Source organism: Pseudomonas brassicacearum, from assembly GCF_009601685.2.
In the GTDB taxonomy this organism is placed as follows: domain Bacteria; phylum Pseudomonadota; class Gammaproteobacteria; order Pseudomonadales; family Pseudomonadaceae; genus Aquipseudomonas; species Aquipseudomonas kilonensis_B.
Window position 1 is genome coordinate 4,282,971 of sequence record NZ_CP045701.2, and the last position, 19,520, is coordinate 4,302,490.

A 19,520-nucleotide genomic window follows, 5' to 3' on the forward strand; every position below is an offset into this window, starting at 1 on the left:
ACCGCATTCTGGTCACTTGTTGCGTCCCTTCCGTGTGCAGCCCCGACCCATCTCCAGTGATGCGCTGGCCAAGTAGGCATCACCTCGTTGTAGATAGTAGCAGCGGTCCGCGGTTACGTAGCAGATGTCAAAGGTCTGATGAGCAATAAACACGATATCGATTTCGTCTTCATTGACCATGCTTCCGCAATGCGCGATCGAGCTGTCCACCCACTCCTGTTCCCCGCTCCTACTGCCAGGGCCGGTAGGCTTAGACATACGCGCGATGGGTTGCGGCCTCAATTGCAGGGTCCCAACAGCATGTTAACTTCGCTGTGCCGAGCAGGCTGCTGCACTTCACGAGTCCTCGGGCATGGATGTGGCGATGAATGGCGATATAAAGCTATTCTCGCGGTCGACAGTCCTTAACAACCACGTCTGTTCTGGCGTGGCGTAGATACGCTGCACACTTCTGAAGGTACGGACATCACAACGCCATGACAGCCAGGGAAGCTAGACCATGAGTATCGACGTAACTGCACCAGCGCCGGGGGCTTTCTCAGAAAGCGACACGTGCACGATTGAGATTTCACCCTCCGGCTACCTAGAGCAGATACTTGATCGAGAGCTCAAGCTCACCCTACACGGCATCGAGCTGGGGTCCGAGCGAGATGACTCCATGCGTCAACTCACCGACACTGCGGCGACGCTTTACGATGGCCGCATTCTGCGCGAGCTCATACAGAACGCTTACGACGGAGCTGGTGGAGGTGTCGATGCCCATATCCTGGTGAAGCTTGATCTTTCCTCCGCGCCTCACGCTATGCTGGACGTCTGCAACACTGGCAGCGGTTTCTCCCGGGCCGATGTCGATTCAATCGTGAATCCGGCAAGAAGCAGAAAGCAGCCCGGAAACTCCATTGGCCACAAAGGACTTGGATTTCGCAGTGTTACGTTGATCAGCCATGATCCTCAGATCTACTCATCTCAAGCTGACAATAAGGCAGCGCAGTTCGACGGGTTCTGCTTTCGATTTGCTGATGAGCAGGCCCAACGCGAGCGACTTCTGCACCTAGCCGAACCCGACCTTGCGGAAAGGGCGGTCGGCAAGACTCACAGCTTGCAACTGCCGCTCGTGATAAATAGCTTCCCCGATGACATACAGGACTATGCATCGCATGGATTTGCGACAGTGATAAGGCTGCCGTTGACCGACCGTATGGCCGCCTCTCGCATGGAAAAAGAATGGCAGTCACTTTTTGATGAGCGTGCCCCGCTTAATCTCTTTCTACCTAAGCTCACCAAGCTCGTATTTGAAAAAATTGACCCGGACGGCACTACTTCGCGTCGAGAGTTAACGCGTCGTCGATACCCTCTGAATCGACCGCTGAAAATTGACAACCTTGAGATAGAAGAAATCGTTGTCGACAATCGGTCGTATTTATTCATCAGTCGCGCCGTCGATCAGATGCGATTTTTAAGAGCTGTAGACGCGGCTGTCGAACAACGTCATAAAGTTGAGAGGTGGCGAAATTGGACAGGCGCGCCCACGGTCAGCATCGCGATCCCCCTAGGGTTCGAGGTTCCGGAGGGGCGTTACTATGCTTTCTTACCCATGGAAACCCCCTGTCCTTTCAACGGTCATTTGGACGCTCCGTTTTTCCCAGACCCAGACCGTAAGGGCTTAAGTCTGGACAACGCCCTTAATCAAGAATTGGTCAAGGTTGCAGCAGAGATGTGCATTGACCTGATATACGGTGTAGCTGCTGCCAATATCAATCTTGTCTCATACGTGCACGCCGCTGTGGACGCCATCACATGGGCGCCGGCAGACCACGTCTTGACTGCGTTTCAGGCTAAAGGGCTCGCGCACGAAACGCTCCCACTTCCAACAATGAGCCCACCTGGCAGCGATGCAAGATGGGCAACCCTTGACCATGTTTTTGACTGGCAAGACGACCAATACAAATCTCTGCGTGCGACTTGGATTGCCAAGGTTACAGGCGAATTTTTGCTGCGACGCAAACTGGGAGCTAGGCGAGTTGCCGCCTTGCGCAGCCTTGCTGATGATGTGGGGCTTCCGCTTGAGCCGGAGAACGACCGCCTCGCAAAGTGGGTACCGTTACTCGCTGCCGACCTTGAACGCCAACGCAAAGCAACAGCCGCGAATTGGGAGGATTTCTATACTGACCTAAGCGTGCGCAAGGACATCCTTGAGCAGCTTCGAGGCAAACCCATTTTTAGAAACGAAGCTCGCAAACTTGTGAGAGCCGAAGGAGCTAAATCCGTAGCGGGAGAACCAGTTCAGTTTTTCATCAATGCCGACCCTGGGCGTGTCACCAAGAAGAAAAAACGCCTGGATGACGCCGGTGTTTTTCCTCCAAGCTGCATAACCAAGGGGCTCGAGTTCGCCGACCCGACGCTTGCCTGGTCTGCGGATGTGGTCACGGCGTTCGTTAATGCAGGACTTGCTTCCGAGTTTCGTCTCATCAACTTGGTTTCAAGATTGGGAACACTCCTCGGAACTCGCCCTCGCGCACGCGACGCTTTGTCAGTGCTTACCTGGGCCTTCAGAACATGGAAGCAAAATCGCACCCCGGACTTCGACGAGGCCCTTCAGACCGCAGGACTCTGGGTTCCCTTGGCCAGCGGCGGAATTGGCAAAGCGAGCCTCGCTTATTTCTCAGCAGGATGGCGCGACACGCTAGGTAATTTGCTCACTGACCTCTGTAAAGAGGCAAGCCACGACAAGCAGATTGCCGGAATCGCAAAGACGATGCTTCCTGATTGGAACGAATGGAATACCGGCCCAGGGCAAAGTGCTCAAGACTGGCGGGACTTTTTGAAAATCGCTGGCGTACGGGACGGACTTCCCTGGAGCAAAGGCGCCGCTGTACGAATGGACTCACCAGCCTGGCAAAGCTTGAGGTATGGTTTTTTACCAACACAGAATTTCGAGCTTGAGCTGGGAATTTGCTGGCGCAAAGCCGTCGCTCAGTCACGAGACCTCGGCTACCAAAGCGGTGACTACGTTACGAATGGCGTACCCTACCTATACGGCCAGGCGAGCTACGACACAATGAACGGGGCTGCCCGCTTGGCATACGGGCGACTGATTATCCACGCGCTCACAAAGATTCCAGCCGAAGCTATGGTGACAACGCTCTCCCGACGCGGCGTCCGTTCCGACTACATTCACTGGCCTAGCGCCATCGCCGCTTTTCTGAAGTCGACTGCTTGGATTCCCGCGTCGGCGGGCGACGATTTCGAAGGGTTAACTTTAGGTCAGTGCTGGTTAGGCAGCAGGAGTGACATACCTCGTTTCGTACCGCGGCCGGAGCGCATGGTACGAGAGCTGATAGAAAACAACCGCTACCTTCAAGAGATGTTGTCCGGCAAATTGAATGTACCTGCTTGGTCGGACCCAAAAAGTGCACCCCGACGTATTGCCGCACTTGGCGAGCTACTGGAGCGCGGTATATCAGAGGCCTTTCTTGATGACTTTCGAAAAGCCTACCGCGAAGCATGGACAGAGTACGCTCAGCTCGACTTGCGCCCGGCTCTGCCTTCGACACTCGTAATCCCTAAAGACACTATTGATGGCTTGACGGCCGTGACGCTTCACAAAAGCGCTCCACTCGTTGAAACGATCTACATTGACGACGGTTCGCGGCCAACTTTTCAACAAATTTTGGCTTCTTTTGGTCGCATCACAATTGATGTGGGAGGTACAGCGACTGCAAGCTGTATCAGAGCGCTAGCAACGTATCTGGGTTGTAAGGCCCAGCCAATTCATGAAGACTCAATATCCGTCACCACAGACGGCGTTCCTTTTTTTCCGAGTGCAACGGATGAGCTGCTCGTAAGCAAAGATTGTGAATGGATCGCCGACCTCGCTGTTCTGGTGCTGGAAGTGAGCTCAAATCTAAGCAACCAGAACACCCTTCGAGCTCGCCAGGCGCTGGGAGGGGCTATCCGTCGAGTACGGCTGCGTTTTGTCCGAGAAATCACGGTCTCGATAGATGGAAGCTCAAGCACTCTGCCAGACGAGCTTGACGGCATACTTCCGGTTGCCAACGAAGAATATCCAACAGTCCTGTGTGAGGGGCAGTTTTTGAATTGGTCTACCCTGTCCATGATCGCGTCGGCCGTGCCCGCGGCGATAGGCAGACCGGGATTAACGGACGCTTTTCGCCTGACATTTTCTGCGTTTGGAAACGAGATGTCGCGGGACGGTCATGAGCTGAAAGCACCCTCGGATTTGCAACTCGCTCGAGCACTTGGACGACCCGTCTCTCGGATCACCGAGCTGAGGCGATCGCTTCGTGCGACCACGCCGCGTTTATTGGAGTATTTGATCCCGTCCGTCCACGCCATGGGGCATACCGACCTGGCTGCAATATTGATCGAGCGGACCGACGAATTCAGAGATGATTCCGACGTGATGACCGTTATTTCTGGTTACGGTATACCCTCCGACCAAGCCGAAAGAATCGTCAGCGCCTGCCGAGACGCCGACACACTTAGCGGCCTACGGCATGAGCTAGGGCTTGAGTTCAACGTACTGAACGCGAGCCTAGTTGCGCTTGGTCGATCTCCGCTGGAGTTCAAGAAAAGGTTAACGGAGCGTTTCTCCTCCCGCGTTGAGCATCGGCGTGCTGAGGTTGAGCGAGCCGTACGGGATGCGTACACCCAATCCATTGAAGCAGACGGAGCCCTTCAGGCCTATCGCGAAGCAGTCGCTTTGAAATGGCTCCACCTGCCAGATGATTGGGTGGAACGATTCGATGATATTGATACACAGCAGGTAGATGAGGAAATCGATAGACAGGTAACCCTCCGCCTTGGTGCAGGCCCTTTTCCCAATGGCAGTCCCATCGACGGCGTCCGCCAGCACAACCGCCAACTACTCACGCGGATTGCGGAACATTTGCAACGTTTGGTCAGAGCTTGGGCGAAGTGCAATTCGACGCCACTTGATGAACTTTGGTTGCAAGGACCTGAACGCCTGATTCGAGCTGCACTGTCATCCGGTACGCTTGACTTCGAGTCCCTCAACGAGAGATCCGTCCCCTCCGCACTTCACCGAGCGAGCCTCTGGCCAAATCAAATGCCGGAAAGCCTGGACACTGTTGCGCTCGGTCTTTCCGATAGTGATCTGGCATTCGAAGCATTAGAGGAGCGTGAACGAGAAACGCGCAGACAGAAAGAACGTCGTAGTTTGCAGTTTGGGGAATTAGAAATCGATGGTGGTGCTCAGGGTTGGTATGATGCAGTTGCGCAAGCCATGCAAGAGACTCTTGCGAGTGGAGGATTCAAAACGCGGTCCGGTCCTGCGGCATTACAAGTCTTTGGCCCTCGAACTACCCCTAGACCGACTAAGCGCGGCACAAGCAATCGAGGTGATGATCCACAGTATTTGAGTCAAGAACAACGCGACCTCATCGGTTTCGCCGGGGAGCTCGCCGCCTATCAATATTTACGCAATAAACATCGAAATATGCGGCCCGAATACTGGGTATCTTCGATGGGCCGCAGGTATCTAGGGCTTCCGCCAGAGAGTGATCAAGGATTCGACTTCAAAGTATCGGACGCGAAAGGCTTCATTCATTACGAGGTCAAAGCGCATGTCGCGGATCCAGGACACATCGACCTAGAGCGCTCTCAAGTAACTGCGGCAGTAACGATGCGCCATGATGGAACCAACCGCTGGCGTATTCTCTATGTCGCGAACGTACGAGGTCCTAACGTCGCAGTTTATGAGCTGCCCAATCCATATTCCCTAGGTGCAAGTCGGCTATTCCGGGAAAGTCATCAGCAGGGTGTCCGTTTCACTGTCATGCGTGAATAGCAATTGCCCGGTGAGCGCATGCGCAAATTATTCTGTTGGAGTTGGCTCGCCAACCGTGAGCCAAACTTTGAATTGCCAACCAAGATGTAAGCATGCCAATCGCCCGCGCCCGCTTCCAGCTCGGCTCGAATGCCCAGATCCAGTAATCGTTTATAGATGGCAATCTCGCCAAGAAGGCCAGCCACCAATCGCTTCTCATTGAGTATCCCGGGGCAGGCCACGCGCACCGACCTTCTGCTAAGTGTCAGTGCCGACCTTCAGAGCACAGTTTCAAGCCTTGAACGGACGACCAGAGCTTTGAGCTATGGCGATGGTAGCCAGGCCCTCTGATCAGCAGTGCCATGTTTACGGAGAAATGACTGCATTGCATCCGAGACTGGTCGCTCAATATGAAAGTCTCCGTAGCGCTCAAGGAAATCGGCCCAGCGAGCCAACAACAAACCCCTCCGCCGATACTTCGGCGCGAACCATATCCAGTGCAGCGCCCACTGACCTTTGTGCGGGCCCGACGATTCAGGTAAAAATCCACAAGCGCCAGCGATCGTACCTTCAGCGTCTCCAGCGAAAAGATAACCGTGCCAACCCTCTGAGGCTGGACTAGTCGCAGAACCATCCCACTGAACCCGGTCGTAGCCAAACTCGCGCCTGAACGCCCTGGCTCGCTGCAAGACTTCCTCATGCATCCAAAGCGGGCTTGACGGATCAACGAGCTCCCCCCTAGGGACGACAGCAAGCCGCTGCGCGAACAGAGAGTTCGGCAAGGGCTCGTAGAGCTGGCGAGTCCACTCATGCTCTGCGTGGTGGATGCGTTCGTCTACAGAGCTGTTGGTAAGGTAGCGATGCTTGCAGTAGTCGCAAATGACGAACTCCTGTGGTTTAGGTTCGCTGTAGTTGGGCCCACGCACTTCAAGCCGAATCGCAGCTTTTCCCCTCCAGGTCATTGCGAACTTATATCCCGAAGCGTCCTTGTGGTGGGTTACAGAGATATCCCCTTCCCCAGCGTTTGGATCAGCTTTGAGCACAAAGCACTGCTTTCCACGGTAGTGTCGGTACATCAGGACCGAAAGTTCACTGTTCGTCAGCAGCTTCTTCTCGTTGATTTCCGGGGTCAGGGCGGCGACCAACCTGCTCGGGTCTACCTGCAGGCCGAGATGTTCCATATCGATCAGCAGCCCTACCGTATCCACTGCCGTTAGCCCCTCATACCCACTCACTTCATCTTCAGGGTATTCCGGCTTGTAGTAGACGGTCTGCCTGGGAATCGAAAGCGGATCAATCAATGTCTTGAATAGCCGTTCGATCGCGCTGTAGCGGCGGCGCTCAGTCAAGATCAGATAGTCGCCAAACTCTACAAAAGCCGTGACTCGATTGACCATGAGCTGACGCTCAAAGCGTGTCATCGAGTGGCTGCTGGATAGCGAGCGTCTATCCTCACTGAGGATACTGTAGAGCTCAGCAAGCGTGTTGCTCTCAATAAAACGGTCCATGAGCATCCAAAGGGAAGGCGAATGCAGCATCTTGCCAACCGTTCTCGGAGCAGGCAATGCGCTTTATGCGCCACGCACATAGCGTCATTGTTGCCGGCTGACTTCGCTGAATCCTTCTCGTATTTCGGCTGGTGGAGCGAAAAGCGTTGTGATCGGCCTAGTCAAAATCCCGCATTGATCTACATGCTGGGAGCACGGCAAACCGTTGGTTAAAGACTGTCCGTAAAGACTGCAATCTGGAAATGCGAAGAACCGAAAGTCCGCCCGTGGAGCTAAACGCTAGGTAAATCTAGGTCATCCACGATGGCGAAACACACGAAGCGGCCAGGCGTACTCCTCAGCCGCTTTGTGGAATCAATTCTCTGGTTCGTTGACCAGCCAGTAAGCCTTCGCTGCCCCTCCCTGCCTCGCGTAACTGATACAGAACGCCATAAGATCACTCAGGTGAGCATTGATAGCCGAGCGGCGAATGCCAGGCTGAACGCCGATCACGGAAAACGTGAGCTTGGTGGCCGGTGTAGTTTTCAACAGCTGAGTAACGTCGGCTCTGTTGCCGCGAACAAAGTAGGAGGGTGATGTGTGCCTTGGAAGCATCCTATCTTCCATGTGCTGAACAATCGTCGGCACGTTGCAGTAATAGACCGACTTGACCAACTGTCCTGCCACCTCGTAGACATCACCCACACGGCCTCCACTTGGTGGCCCACCCGCACCTTTGCAGTGGTAGAAGCTGACGTTGACCTCATCCTCAGCATTCTTGGTGACGCAGATATAATCCGCGGCCTCCCCCGCCCTGTGGTCGTAGAAGAGTCCTTGAACATCCGGCAGGTTGACCAAGTGTCGCTCCAGGTGCTCCTGCACGGTCAGGTTTCCCGCGAGCAAGGCTCGCTTTCGCAACGTCTCGGGGGATTGATCCTGGGGTAGAAATTCGATGTGTATGCCACAGCCCCTCCAATCGATGATCTCTGCATCGCCAGGAGCCAAACGTTCGGTTTGCAGCAACGGTGCAGCCATCAAATTCATCCCCTCAAAGGATGATTTATCGGCGGCATAGAACACTGGACTGTGTTCACAGAGCCAGTCCGCCATTGCAACCCAGGAATCGTGGGCAGATTCGATTTCGACGGAGACGTCAGGATCCAGACACGTCACCATCCGTGCGTTTGCCAAGTGAAATCGCATTGGCACCACGCCGAAGGCGCTAACCAGCGAAAAGGCTAATTGTCCCGCCGGTAGATTGCACTGAAAGTTCTGGATGTCCCACTCAACCAATCTCGAATATTGAACGCGCTGTTGGGTGGCAGCCCGAAAGCGGACTTTCGGGTTGTTTTTGAATCCGCTTTTAGGCCAGTTCGCCGCTATGACCACATCTGGTAAACGACTCAAAGGCTTGCTAGAGCGCACGATGTCTAACTGGGTTGCGCTAAAAGGCGCATTACCGGAGAGGCGTCCGTTCAAGGTTTGCACCCACTCAACGAAATCAAGGATCGAGAGGCGCTGATTGCTCCATATCCGGGAACTGCTGCTTGCGCCAATCGTTTCCTTGACCTGTCCATTCATACCGCTGCCGAAGAAGTGTCCTTGGGAGAAGACTCGACTGTCGCCAGCTGTCACCGCCCTCTCCGCCTGGGGGCCAGTGAGGGTTCGATAAGTCTCTCCCTGCGAGTTGAACGTCGTGTTCTTCAGCCCAACGTTGTAAAACTTGACCTCCTCCAAGCCCGCGCGCGCCCTGCTGGTCTGTTGGTAGCTAAGCGGTCTGCAGCCACCGGGAGCAATCGTGTCCATGATGCTGAGGTAAAGCTTTTCCGTTCGACGGGTCGACCCTATGTAGCAGAGTTTTGCCGCCTCGAAAAACATCAAGAGAAACACGTCGTGACGCACATCGATCAGAGCATCAGAGATGGCCCAATTGGGAGACGTCTCGTCTGCCGTCAAAACCAACGAGATTGTCCCGTCTTGCGTTCCCCACTGCTTCACAATCCGCAAATGCCGCCCAATCGTGGATTCAAGGAGTCCAAAATTCGGTGGCTCGTCACACTCGAAAACACGTACATGGGCATATAAATTAAAAGACAGCGGCGAGACAGATTCGTAGTCAGATTCGGCAATCTTCCTCACGGGGAGCCTTTCCATAAACTCCTGCTCCTCCAGAGATCCCGCGAGTTGAGCGATCGCAGCCTCATCAATCATCTGCGCAAGATTTACGCCTTCCTTAAGAAGAAACGCTGTTGCCTCCTTGATACGGAAAGTTGGTGCAATCAGCGTTGGCGGGCCTGTGGTTTCGTCCACACGGGCGAAGCGTCCAATGAATTGAATTGTGGGCACCAGAGACTGGTGGGGAGCATGGAGCGCCGCCACCTTGAGTTTCGGAAAGTCATAACCCTCCCCGAACATGTCCACGCAAACGATCGCTTCCAGCGCACCGGTGATTAGCCTTTCCTCAATCGCCTCCTGCTGACGTTTCGTAAGTTTGCTGCTAATGGCCTCGACCGCTATGCCCAGGCCTTGATAGAGCGGCACTAGATCCTGTGCGGCCTTGATAGTCCCTGCACGTACAAACAGCCTATGATCGAACCCGTTTGCCCTGTCCTCGTTAAGCTGCTGAACAGCCGCCCGAGCTATGGCTTGATCAACGTGTTCATCATCGAGTTCGTCTTCGATCGGTGCCGCACAGAAGTTAATTGGCTCAAAGGCCCCCTCATCGACAGCCCGCATTACCGGATATCGATAAACGAGCTTCCCTAGAATGACGCGCCCATCTCGTCGAAAGGGCGTTGCCGTGAGAAACAAGAACCGAGCTTTTGTGAAGTGTTCTACGTAGGCCATCCAGGAATCGGCCGGAGCATGATGGGCTTCATCGAAGATCACAAGATCGAAGAGGTCCGACGGCGCACCAGGGGCTAGGTCGGGTGATGAGCTTGAAGGTGTCGAAACGACGACGTCGTAGGCTTGAAGCAATTGCCATTCTTCAAGGGATTGAGGACGGCCGATATGCAGGTGCACGTCGGGAAGCGGACAATCTTCAGCTAGCGCACCAATCCGGCGGAGTGTGGACATGACAGAAATATGTGAATGCACCTGTTTTCTCAAGGCGCTTGAAGGTTCCACTATCAGTACACGCGCCGGCCCCAGCAGCATGGGAAGCGCCATCATCAAGGAGGTCTTTCCATAGCCAGTGGGCAAACAGACGATGGCAGGGTCGTCCTGCACGGAAAAATGCGCCAAAACTGCGTGCAACGCACCCAACTGTCCAGGTCTGAATCCATGATTGGGAGTACGCTGCTGTTGAAACAGATTCAGCGTCCCCGCTTGCTCAACAAAAAAATTCGGCACCGCAATCCCTCCTTTGGATCCGATTGAAGCGTACTCTGGTGCCGTTTTTGTGCAAGTGGTAAGGGTGTGGTTGGGTTGCGGGGAAAGTGAATTCAGCACCGACGACGGATCACCACCGGCCTGCAGAGATCATTTGTAGTTAGCTAATAAACATGCGTCATTTTATCCAGTGATCAAAAAATAAAACGGCATTGAATGTCCCTCCTTCAACAAGCGCAAGAGACAGAGTTAGATGGACCTAATGACAGAAAATCTTCCTATGAGAACGAAGTCCCATGTAGTTGACGATCAAGCAACCGCTTTAGTAAAAAAAGCCGTTGCAAAAAAAGGCTGGATTTATAGAGACTTACCAAAAGACTACGGTCTGGACGCGGAAATTGAGATTGTCAAGAAGCGAGGCTCAGTGACCGGCGCACTTATACGATTGCAGATCAAAGGAACCAGGACTGATAGAGGTAAAATCCGCCTGAAGTCCACGACCGCGCGTTATTTGTCTGTTTCGTTAATTCCCGTGCTACTGATCGACGTAAATGTCACTACCGGGGCCATTCGGGCGCTACCTGTCGAACAGGGTCATTTGACCCCACGTAAACCCACCGCCAAAACAATCTCTGTAAGTATGAAAGGATCCTTCCAGCTCAGTAAGGGATGGAAGGACATCAAGAAGATCGCAGTCGAACATCAAACGTCCATCTTAGACATCAACAGATATACACTTTATAACGCTTCGGCCCAGCTGATTCGCTACATCGACCTGCTGATAAATTTCGGAGGGGACGCAGATATCATGCTGAAGTGGATGCGGGCATTTGCGCCCGACGATGCCTTAACTTCCAACTACGGTTACGCAGTCTACTTACGAGACCAGCTTAAAAATGATCCTAAACTTCTAGATCGGTTACGTCTCCTCGTAATGGATTTTTATCCGGAACTTGAGAAAAAAATCGACAAATCAATTGCATTGCAACGCTCAGGAGGTCTTTCAGAGCGAGCGAGGCAAGTAGTCGCCATCAGCTACCCCCACAGCAAAAGCTGAAAACTGCCTGACGAGCCGTCAACTAGGTCCATCCCTGCCCTCCATCGCCGAAATTACTGCGGGGGGACATTGGCACCCAGAAATCTTGCGCCCATCTCCTCCGAAAGAGGTGAGGATTCCATCAAAAGCCAGTCGTTTTGTAGGGGTAAAAACGATCAAAAATAAAAAAGGGTCGCGAGATAAAATCTCGCAACCCCTTGAATTATATGGTCGGGACGGAGTGATTCGAACACTCGACCCCTAGCACCCCATGCTAGTGCGCTACCGGACTGCGCTACGCCCCGACTAGGCGTGAATCTTGTTCCGTCTCTCAACGGAACGCTCAGGAATATATCGCAAGCTTTTGAAAACTGGAAGTATTTAAAAGCAGAAATTTATTTCTTGAGCACCACCAGTACATCTTCAAGCTCGGCGATCATCTGGCGGATCATCTGTTTGTACTGGGTTGTATCGTCTTTGGCCTCATCACCGGAGAGGCGCAGACGTGCTCCGCCGATGGTGAACCCCTGGTCGTACAGCAGCGCGCGGATCTGCCGGATCATCAGCACGTCTTGTCGCTGATAATACCGGCGGTTTCCGCGGCGCTTGACCGGGTTGAGTTGAGGAAACTCCTGCTCCCAATAGCGCAGCACGTGCGGTTTTACCGCACATAGCTCGCTGACTTCACCAATGGTGAAGTAGCGTTTGCCGGGGATGACGGGTAGCTCGTCGTTATGACTTGGTTCCAGCATAAGCCTCAACTCGGGCCTTCAACTTCTGCCCTGGACGAAAGGTGACCACACGGCGAGCCGTGATCGGGATTTCTTCTCCCGTTTTCGGATTGCGGCCAGGCCGCTGGCGTTTGTCCCGCAGGTCAAAATTGCCGAAACCGGACAACTTGACCTGTTCGTTGTCTTCCAGAGCGTGCCTGATTTCTTCGAAAAACAGTTCGACCAATTCTTTGGCCTCCCGTTTATTCAGGCCCAGCTCCTCATACAGACGTTCCGCCATCTCAGCTTTCGTCAGAGCCCCCATACGTCACTTCCTTAACGTGGCGTTCAACCTGTTTTCGAGCGAGGTGAGGATATTTTGCGTTGCGGTATTCACCTCATCGTCATTAAGAGTGCGCGATGGATGCTGCCAGGTCAAGCCGACTGCAAGGCTTTTTCTATGCGGATCAATGCCTTTACCCTGATACACGTCAAATAGCCTGAGGTCCGTGAGCCATTCGCCTGCATTTTCACGGATTACGTCCAGTACAGCACTGGAAGCAACGTCAAGGTCAGCCAGCAACGCAAGGTCACGACGCACTTCAGGAAAGCGTGATAACTCCTGGAATTTCGGCATTTTCCCCAGCGCCACTTCGGCCAGGACCAGTTCGAAAACGAAGACCGGACGATCAAGGCCCAGGGTTTTCGACAGTTCCGGGTGAATGGCACCGACATAACCGACTTCGCGCCCGTCCCGCTCGATGCGTGCGGTCTGCCCCGGGTGCAGCGCCGGGTGCTTGCCTGGGACGAAAGTGAATGCGTCGAGCGCACCGGCGAAGCCCAGCACCGCTTCCACGTCAGCCTTGACGTCGAAGAAGTCGACGACATCGCGACCTTGCGCCCAACCTTCCGGCAAACGGCTGCCACAGACGACACCGGCCAGCATCGGCTCTTGCTTCAAGCCCTCCAACTGACCGACAAAACGCAGGCCGCTTTCGAACAGCCGCACGCGATCCTGCTGGCGGTTCAGGTTGTGCTGGAGCGACTTAACCAGGCCCGGCCACAGGGACGAGCGCATGGCCGCCATGTCGTTGGAAATCGGATTGGCCAACAACAGCGGCTCGACACCCGGATTGAACAGCTCGAACTGGCGCGGATCGATGAAGCTGTAGGTGATCGCTTCCTGATACCCACGAGCCACCAGCAGGCGGCGCAGTTCCGGCAGGTCGCTGCGGGCTTCCGCCTTGGCCTGTGGGGCCAGGCGTGCTTGCGGGTAGCGAACCGGCAGGCGGTTGTAGCCGTAAAGGCGGGCCAGTTCTTCGATCAGGTCGACTTCCAGGCTGATATCGAAGCGATGGCTTGGCACGTCAACACGCCACTGCCCTGCCCCGTCGGCGCTGATGTTCAGGCCCAGGGCGCTGAGCAGGCGTTCGACTTCGGCCGGGTCCATTTCCATGCCCAGCATCTGGGTGATGCGCTGGGCACGCAAGGTGACCGGAGCAATCTTGGGCAAATGTTGTTCGCTGACCGTCTCGATGATCGGGCCGGCTTCACCACCTGTGATGTCCAGCAGCAGGCCTGTGGCGCGCTCCATGGCTTCACGGGCCAGTTGCCAGTCCACGCCACGCTCGTAGCGGTGCGAAGCATCGGTGTGCAGGCCATAGGAGCGGGCCTTGCCAGCGACGGCGATCTGGTCGAAGAACGCGCTTTCCAGGAACACATCACGGGTCGTCGTGGAGACGCCGCTGTGCTCGCCGCCCATGACGCCAGCAATTGCCAGGGCACGAGAATGGTCGGCAATCACCAGGGTGTCGCTGCGCAGGGCCACTTCCTGACCGTCGAGCAACACCAGCTTCTCACCCTCTTCGGCCATGCGTACGCGGATGCCGCCGTTGATTTCGGCGAGATCGAACGCGTGCAGCGGCTGCCCCAGCTCCAGCATCACATAGTTAGTGATGTCGACAGCGGCGTCGATGCTGCGCACGTCGGCGCGACGCAGGCGCTCGACCATCCACAGCGGCGTCGGCTTGGACAGATCGACATTACGGATCACACGGCCCAGGTAACGCGGGCACGCGGCTGGCGCCAGGACTTCAATCGAACGCACTTCGTCGTGCACGGCCGGCACGCTCGCGACCACCGGACGCGTCACTGGAGCGGCGTACAACGCGCCGACTTCACGGGCCAGGCCGGCCAGGGACAGACAATCGCCACGGTTCGGGGTCAGGTCGACCTCGATGCTCGCATCGTCCAGGCCCAAGTATTCACGGATGTCCTGGCCAACCGGCGCATCTGCCGGCAGTTCCATCAGGCCATCGTTGCCTTCGCCAATCTGCAGCTCGGCCTGGGAGCACAACATGCCGTTGGACTCGACGCCACGCAGCTTGGCTTTCTTGATCTTGAAATCGCCCGGCAGTTCGGCACCGATCATGGCGAACGGGATCTTCAGGCCCGGGCGCACGTTGGGCGCGCCGCAGACGACCTGGAAGGTTTCCGCGCCATTGCTGACCTGGCAAACCCGCAGCTTGTCAGCATCTGGGTGCTGCTCGGTGCCCAGCACCTCGCCCACTACCACACCGCTGAAATCACCGGCGGCCGGCGTGACGCTATCGACCTCAAGGCCGGCCATCGACAGGCGAGCAACCAGCTCGTCCCGACTTACCTGCGGGCTTACCCAGCCGCGCAGCCATTGTTCACTGAATTTCATCCTGCTCTCCTATTAGATTCGTTACGGGTCTGCGGCTTAGCGAAATTGCGCAAGGAACCGCAAGTCGTTGTCGAAGAACAGGCGCAAGTCATTCACACCGTAACGCAGCATGGCCAGGCGTTCGGCGCCCATGCCGAAAGCAAAGCCGGAGAACTCTTCCGGATCGATCCCGGACATACGCAGCACGTTCGGGTGAACCATGCCGCAGCCCATGACTTCCAGCCAGCCAGTCTGCTTGCAGACGCGGCAGCCTTTACCGCTGCACATCACGCACTCCATGTCGACTTCAGCCGATGGCTCGGTGAACGGGAAGTACGAAGGGCGGAAACGCACGGCCAGTTCTTTTTCGAAGAACACCCGCAGGAACTCTTCGATCGTTCCTTTCAGGTCGGCGAAATTGATGTCGCGATCAACCAGCAGGCCTTCGACCTGGTGGAACATCGGCGAGTGGGTGATATCGGAGTCGCTGCGGTACACACGGCCTGGGCAGACGATGCGGATCGGCGGCTGTTGCGATTCCATGGTGCGGACCTGTACCGGCGAGGTATGGGTGCGCAACAGCATGTTCGCGTTGAAATAGAAGGTGTCGTGCATCGACCGGGCCGGGTGATGGCCTGGGATGTTGAGCGCTTCGAAGTTGTGGTAGTCGTCTTCGACCTCAGGGCCTTCGGCAATGCCGTAGCCGATGTGGGTGAAGAACTGCTCGATGCGTTCCAGGGTGCGGGTCACCGGATGCAGACCACCGGAAGTCTGGCCACGGCCAGGCAGGGTCACGTCGATGGACTCGGCGGCGAGCTTGGCAGCCAGATCCGCCTCCTCGAACAACGCCTTGCGCGCATTGAGGACCTCTGTGACACGCTCCTTGGCAACGTTGATCAGCGCACCGACCTGCGGACGCTCTTCGGCTGGCAGGTTCCCCAGGGTCTTCATCACCTGAGTCAACTCGCCCTTCTTGCCAAGGTAGTGAACCCGGATTTGCTCCAGGGCATTGATATCTTCAGCGCTTTGCACAGCCTCTAGTGCTTGAGCGACCAGCGCGTCCAGGTTTTCCATGTACAGACTCCAGATACGAAATAGGGGAAGAGCTTTAAGGCTCTTCCCCTATTTATGACGTTTGACACCTGGGTCCACAGAGGTGACCCCAGGTGACTGCCGGGGGTACTTAAGCCAAGGTGGCTTTAGCTTTCTCGACAATCGCAGCAAACGCCGCTTTTTCGTTCACTGCCAGATCAGCCAGAACCTTACGGTCGATCTCGATGGACGCTTTTTTCAGGCCAGCGATGAAACGGCTGTAGGACAGACCGTTAACACGAGCACCAGCATTGATACGAGCGATCCACAGAGCGCGGAACTGACGTTTTTTCTGACGACGGTCACGGTAGGCGTATTGGCCTGCCTTGATTACCGCTTGCTTGGCAACACGGAATACGCGGGAACGCGCGCCGTAGTAGCCTTTAGCAAGTTTCAGAATTTTCTTGTGACGCTTACGGGCAATGACGCCACGCTTTACACGAGCCATGAGTTACTTCCTCTATTCTTGATCCAAAAATTAACGAAGGCGCAGCATGCGCTCGACTTTTGCCACGTCAGACGGATGCAGCAAGCTGCTACCGCGCAGTTGACGCTTACGCTTGGTCGACATTTTGGTCAGGATGTGGCTCTTGAAAGCGTGCTTGTGCTTGATACCGTTAGCAGTTTTCAGAAACCGCTTAGCAGCACCACTTTTGGTCTTCATCTTTGGCATGTTCGGATACTCCGCATTCAGTTGATAAACATAATCGCAAGGCCTGCCGTGCCCTGGTGATTACTTCTTCTTTTTCGGGGCGATGACCATGATCAGCTGGCGTCCTTCCATCTTAGGATGCTGTTCGACCGAACCGTACTCGAGCAGGTCTTGTTCAACCCGCTTGAGGAGTTCCATCCCCAGCTCCTGGTGGGCCATCTCACGGCCGCGGAATCGCAAGGATACCTTGGCCCTGTCCCCGTCACTCAGGAAACGTACCAGGTTGCGCAGTTTTACCTGGTAATCCCCTTCCTCCGTCCCTGGACGAAACTTGATTTCTTTTACCTGAATCTGCTTCTGGTTTTTCTTCGCCGCGGCAATCTGCTTCTTCTTCTCGAAGATCGACTTGCCGTAGTCCATCACCCGGCAAACCGGTGGGACTGCGTCTGCGGAAATTTCTACCAGATCAAGCTTGGCTTCTTCAGCAATACGAAGCGCTTCATCAATCGAGACGATGCCAATCTGCTCGCCGTCAGCGCCAATTAACCGAACCTCGCGTGCCGAGATATTCTCGTTGATCGGGGCTTTCGGTGCAGCTCGTTTATCTTGTCTCATTTCACGCTTAATAATAATTACTCCAAATCTGGGCGACCACGCCGGGAAACCGCTTGCGCGAGAAACTCAGCGAATTCGGCGACGGGCATCGAGCCCAGGTCAGCACCTTCACGAGTACGCACAGCGACAGTCTGCATCTCGACCTCCCGATCTCCAATAACCAAGAGAAAGGGAACCTTGAGCAAAGTATGCTCGCGGATTTTAAAGCCGATCTTTTCATTTCTCAAGTCGGACTTGGCACGAAATCCGCTTTGATTGAGAGTTTTTTCGACTTCGGCGGCAAAATCTGCCTGTTTATCAGTGATATTCATGATCACTGCCTGGGTCGGCGCCAGCCACGCAGGGAACGCGCCCTCGTAGTGTTCGATCAGAATCCCGACGAAACGCTCGAACGAACCGAGGATCGCGCGGTGAAGCATGACCGGGTGCTTGCGGCTGTTGTCTTCGGACACATATTCAGCGCCCAGACGGATCGGCAGGTTGAAATCGAGCTGCAAGGTACCACACTGCCACACACGACCGAGGCAATCTTTCAGCGAGAATTCGATCTTCGGACCGTAAAAGGCCCCCTCACCCGGCTGCAAGTCGTACGCAAGGCCCGCGCTATCGAGGGCGGCGGCCAGGGCCGCTTCGGCGCGATCCCACAACTCGTCGGAGCCAACGCGTTTTTCCGGACGAGTGGACAGCTTCATCTCGACTTCGGTGAAGCCGAAGTCCCGATAGACGTCCATGGTCAGCTTGATGAAGGCGGCGGATTCGGCCTGCATCTGCTCTTCGGTGCAGAAGATGTGCGCATCGTCCTGGGTAAATGCACGTACGCGCATGATGCCGTGCAGCGCCCCCGACGGCTCGTTACGGTGGCAGGCACCGAACTCGGCCAGGCGCATCGGCAGCTCGCGGTAGCTTTTCAAGCCCTGGTTGAACACCTGCACGTGGCAAGGGCAGTTCATCGGCTTGATGGCGTAGTCGCGGTTTTCCGACTGGGTAGTGAACATGTTGTCGGCGTAGTTGGCCCAGTGCCCGGATTTCTCCCAGAGGCTGCGGTCCACCACTTGCGGCGTCTTGATTTCCAGATAGCCGTTCTCACGCTGGACCTGGCGCATGTACTGCTCGAGCACCTGGTACAGGGTCCAGCCGTTCGGGTGCCAGAACACCATGCCCGGGGACTCTTCCTGGGTATGGAACAGGCCCAGGCGCTTGCCGATCTTGCGGTGATCGCGCTTCTCGGCTTCTTCAATGCGCTGGATGTAGGCCGCCAGTTGCTTCTTGTCCGCCCAGGCAGTGCCATAGACGCGCTGCAACTGCTCGTTCTTCGCATCGCCACGCCAGTAGGCGCCGGACAACTTGGTCAGCTTGAAGGATTTCAGGAAGCGCGTGTTCGGCACGTGCGGGCCACGGCACATGTCGACGTATTCTTCGTGGTAATACAGGCCCATGGCCTGCTCGTCCGGCATGTCTTCCACCAGACGCAGCTTGTAGTCCTCGCCACGGGCCTTGAAGACTTCGATGACTTCGGCGCGCGGGGTGACTTTCTTGATGACGTCGTAATCTTTCTCGATCAGCTGCTGCATGCGCTGTTCGATAGCGGCCATGTCTTCCGGCGTGAAAGGACGCTCGAAGGCGATGTCGTAATAGAAGCCTTCGTCGATGACTGGCCCGATGACCATCTTCGCACTCGGGTACAGCTGCTTGACCGCATGGCCGACCAGGTGAGCGCAAGAGTGGCGAATGATCTCCAGCCCCTCTTCATCCTTGGGCGTGATGATTTGCAGCGTGGCGTCGCTGTCGATGACGTCACTGGCGTCGACCAGCTTGCCGTTGACCTTGCCGGCCAGGGTCGCCTTGGCCAGGCCCGCACCGATGGATGCGGCGACCTCGGCTACGGAAACCGGGTGATCGAATGAACGTTGACTGCCGTCGGGAAGAGTAATAGTTGGCATGGCGCCTCCTCTCCTAGTGGTGACCCCTACCAAAGGTCACGTGGGTTGGGATGAGCCAGTACAAGATCCAGTCCAGGCCATTCAATGACGAACGCCTGCCTTACAGCGGCAGGAGCCTTGCGGCCAACCGGGAAAACCGAACCAGAGTGACTGGGATTCA

Annotated in this window: 12 protein-coding genes and 1 tRNA gene; 2 read left to right on the plus strand and 11 right to left on the minus strand. The window is 55.6% G+C overall.

Annotated features, from left to right (window positions below):
• Positions 1 to 499: 499 nt before the first annotated feature.
• Positions 500 to 5,830, plus strand: coding sequence for an ATP-binding protein (locus tag GFU70_RS18035; protein WP_153388544.1), 5,331 nt, complete (start codon positions 500 to 502; stop codon positions 5,828 to 5,830).
• 302 nt (positions 5,831 to 6,132) lie between these two features.
• Here the strand turns inward: GFU70_RS18035 and GFU70_RS18040 are convergent, their stop codons facing one another.
• Positions 6,133 to 7,317, minus strand: a complete 1,185-nt coding sequence (locus GFU70_RS18040) for a GNAT family N-acetyltransferase (protein WP_193034257.1) — start codon at positions 7,315 to 7,317, stop codon at positions 6,133 to 6,135.
• 354 nt (positions 7,318 to 7,671) lie between these two features.
• Entirely contained in the window at positions 7,672 to 10,650 is a 2,979-nt protein-coding gene (locus GFU70_RS18045; RefSeq protein WP_153388546.1) for a DEAD/DEAH box helicase, read from the minus strand.
• 232 nt (positions 10,651 to 10,882) lie between these two features.
• Between GFU70_RS18045 and GFU70_RS18050 the strand changes: the two genes are divergently transcribed.
• The gene (locus tag GFU70_RS18050; protein ID WP_153388547.1) at positions 10,883 to 11,686 is read left to right on the plus strand and encodes a DUF4365 domain-containing protein; all 804 of its coding nucleotides are present in this window, start codon (positions 10,883 to 10,885) and stop codon (positions 11,684 to 11,686) included.
• 207 nt (positions 11,687 to 11,893) lie between these two features.
• On the opposite strand, the gene GFU70_RS18055 is transcribed toward GFU70_RS18050, so the two are convergent.
• From GFU70_RS18055 to thrS, 9 genes are all read right to left on the minus strand, one after another.
• A tRNA-Pro gene (locus GFU70_RS18055) sits at positions 11,894 to 11,970 on the minus strand.
• A 90-nt stretch (positions 11,971 to 12,060) separates the two neighbouring features.
• Positions 12,061 to 12,417, minus strand: coding sequence for a MerR family transcriptional regulator (locus tag GFU70_RS18060; protein ID WP_003179985.1), 357 nt, complete (start codon positions 12,415 to 12,417; stop codon positions 12,061 to 12,063).
• On the minus strand, positions 12,398 to 12,700 hold the full coding sequence (ihfA, locus tag GFU70_RS18065) for an integration host factor subunit alpha (protein WP_002553164.1): 303 nt from the start codon (positions 12,698 to 12,700) through the stop codon (positions 12,398 to 12,400). Before ihfA ends, GFU70_RS18060 begins: the two co-directional genes overlap by 20 nt.
• Positions 12,701 to 12,703: 3 nt before the next feature.
• Complete coding sequence (pheT, locus tag GFU70_RS18070) at positions 12,704 to 15,082, minus strand: phenylalanine--tRNA ligase subunit beta (protein WP_153388548.1); 2,379 nt, start codon at positions 15,080 to 15,082, stop codon at positions 12,704 to 12,706.
• A gap of 36 nt (positions 15,083 to 15,118) precedes the next feature.
• Complete coding sequence (gene pheS / locus GFU70_RS18075) at positions 15,119 to 16,135, minus strand: phenylalanine--tRNA ligase subunit alpha (RefSeq protein WP_058546392.1); 1,017 nt, start codon at positions 16,133 to 16,135, stop codon at positions 15,119 to 15,121.
• A 109-nt stretch (positions 16,136 to 16,244) separates the two neighbouring features.
• Positions 16,245 to 16,601, minus strand: coding sequence for a 50S ribosomal protein L20 (gene rplT, locus GFU70_RS18080; RefSeq protein ID WP_002553161.1), 357 nt, complete (start codon positions 16,599 to 16,601; stop codon positions 16,245 to 16,247).
• A 30-nt stretch (positions 16,602 to 16,631) separates the two neighbouring features.
• A complete protein-coding gene (gene rpmI, locus GFU70_RS18085) occupies positions 16,632 to 16,826 on the minus strand; it encodes a 50S ribosomal protein L35 (RefSeq protein WP_002553160.1) in 195 nt (64 codons plus the stop codon).
• Positions 16,827 to 16,886: 60 nt separating this feature from the next.
• Positions 16,887 to 17,438 carry a translation initiation factor IF-3 gene (gene infC, locus GFU70_RS18090; RefSeq protein WP_169432615.1) on the minus strand — a complete coding sequence of 184 codons (552 nt, stop codon included), beginning with the start codon at positions 17,436 to 17,438 and terminating at the stop codon, positions 16,887 to 16,889.
• Positions 17,438 to 19,360: a threonine--tRNA ligase gene (gene thrS, locus GFU70_RS18095; RefSeq protein WP_003203626.1), complete on the minus strand. Its 1,923-nt coding sequence runs from the start codon at positions 19,358 to 19,360 to the stop codon at positions 17,438 to 17,440. The genes infC and thrS overlap by 1 nt, the downstream gene beginning before the upstream one ends.
• Positions 19,361 to 19,520: the final 160 nt, after the last annotated feature.

Excerpts from the sequence above, each read along its gene's own strand:
- rpmI (WP_002553160.1), bottom strand. The coding sequence starts at position 16,826 with ATGCCAAAGATGAAGACCAAAAGTGGTGCTGCTAAGCGGTTTCTGAAA.
- GFU70_RS18050 (WP_153388547.1), top strand. The coding sequence starts at position 10,883 with ATGGACCTAATGACAGAAAATCTTCCTATGAGAACGAAGTCCCATGTA.
- rplT (WP_002553161.1), bottom strand. The coding sequence starts at position 16,601 with ATGGCTCGTGTAAAGCGTGGCGTCATTGCCCGTAAGCGTCACAAGAAA.
- GFU70_RS18040 (WP_193034257.1), bottom strand. The coding sequence starts at position 7,317 with ATGGACCGTTTTATTGAGAGCAACACGCTTGCTGAGCTCTACAGTATC.
- pheS (WP_058546392.1), bottom strand. The coding sequence starts at position 16,135 with ATGGAAAACCTGGACGCGCTGGTCGCTCAAGCACTAGAGGCTGTGCAA.
- ihfA (WP_002553164.1), bottom strand. The coding sequence starts at position 12,700 with ATGGGGGCTCTGACGAAAGCTGAGATGGCGGAACGTCTGTATGAGGAG.
- thrS (WP_003203626.1), bottom strand. The coding sequence starts at position 19,360 with ATGCCAACTATTACTCTTCCCGACGGCAGTCAACGTTCATTCGATCAC.
- GFU70_RS18035 (WP_153388544.1), top strand. The coding sequence starts at position 500 with ATGAGTATCGACGTAACTGCACCAGCGCCGGGGGCTTTCTCAGAAAGC.
- pheT (WP_153388548.1), bottom strand. The coding sequence starts at position 15,082 with ATGAAATTCAGTGAACAATGGCTGCGCGGCTGGGTAAGCCCGCAGGTA.
- GFU70_RS18060 (WP_003179985.1), bottom strand. The coding sequence starts at position 12,417 with ATGCTGGAACCAAGTCATAACGACGAGCTACCCGTCATCCCCGGCAAA.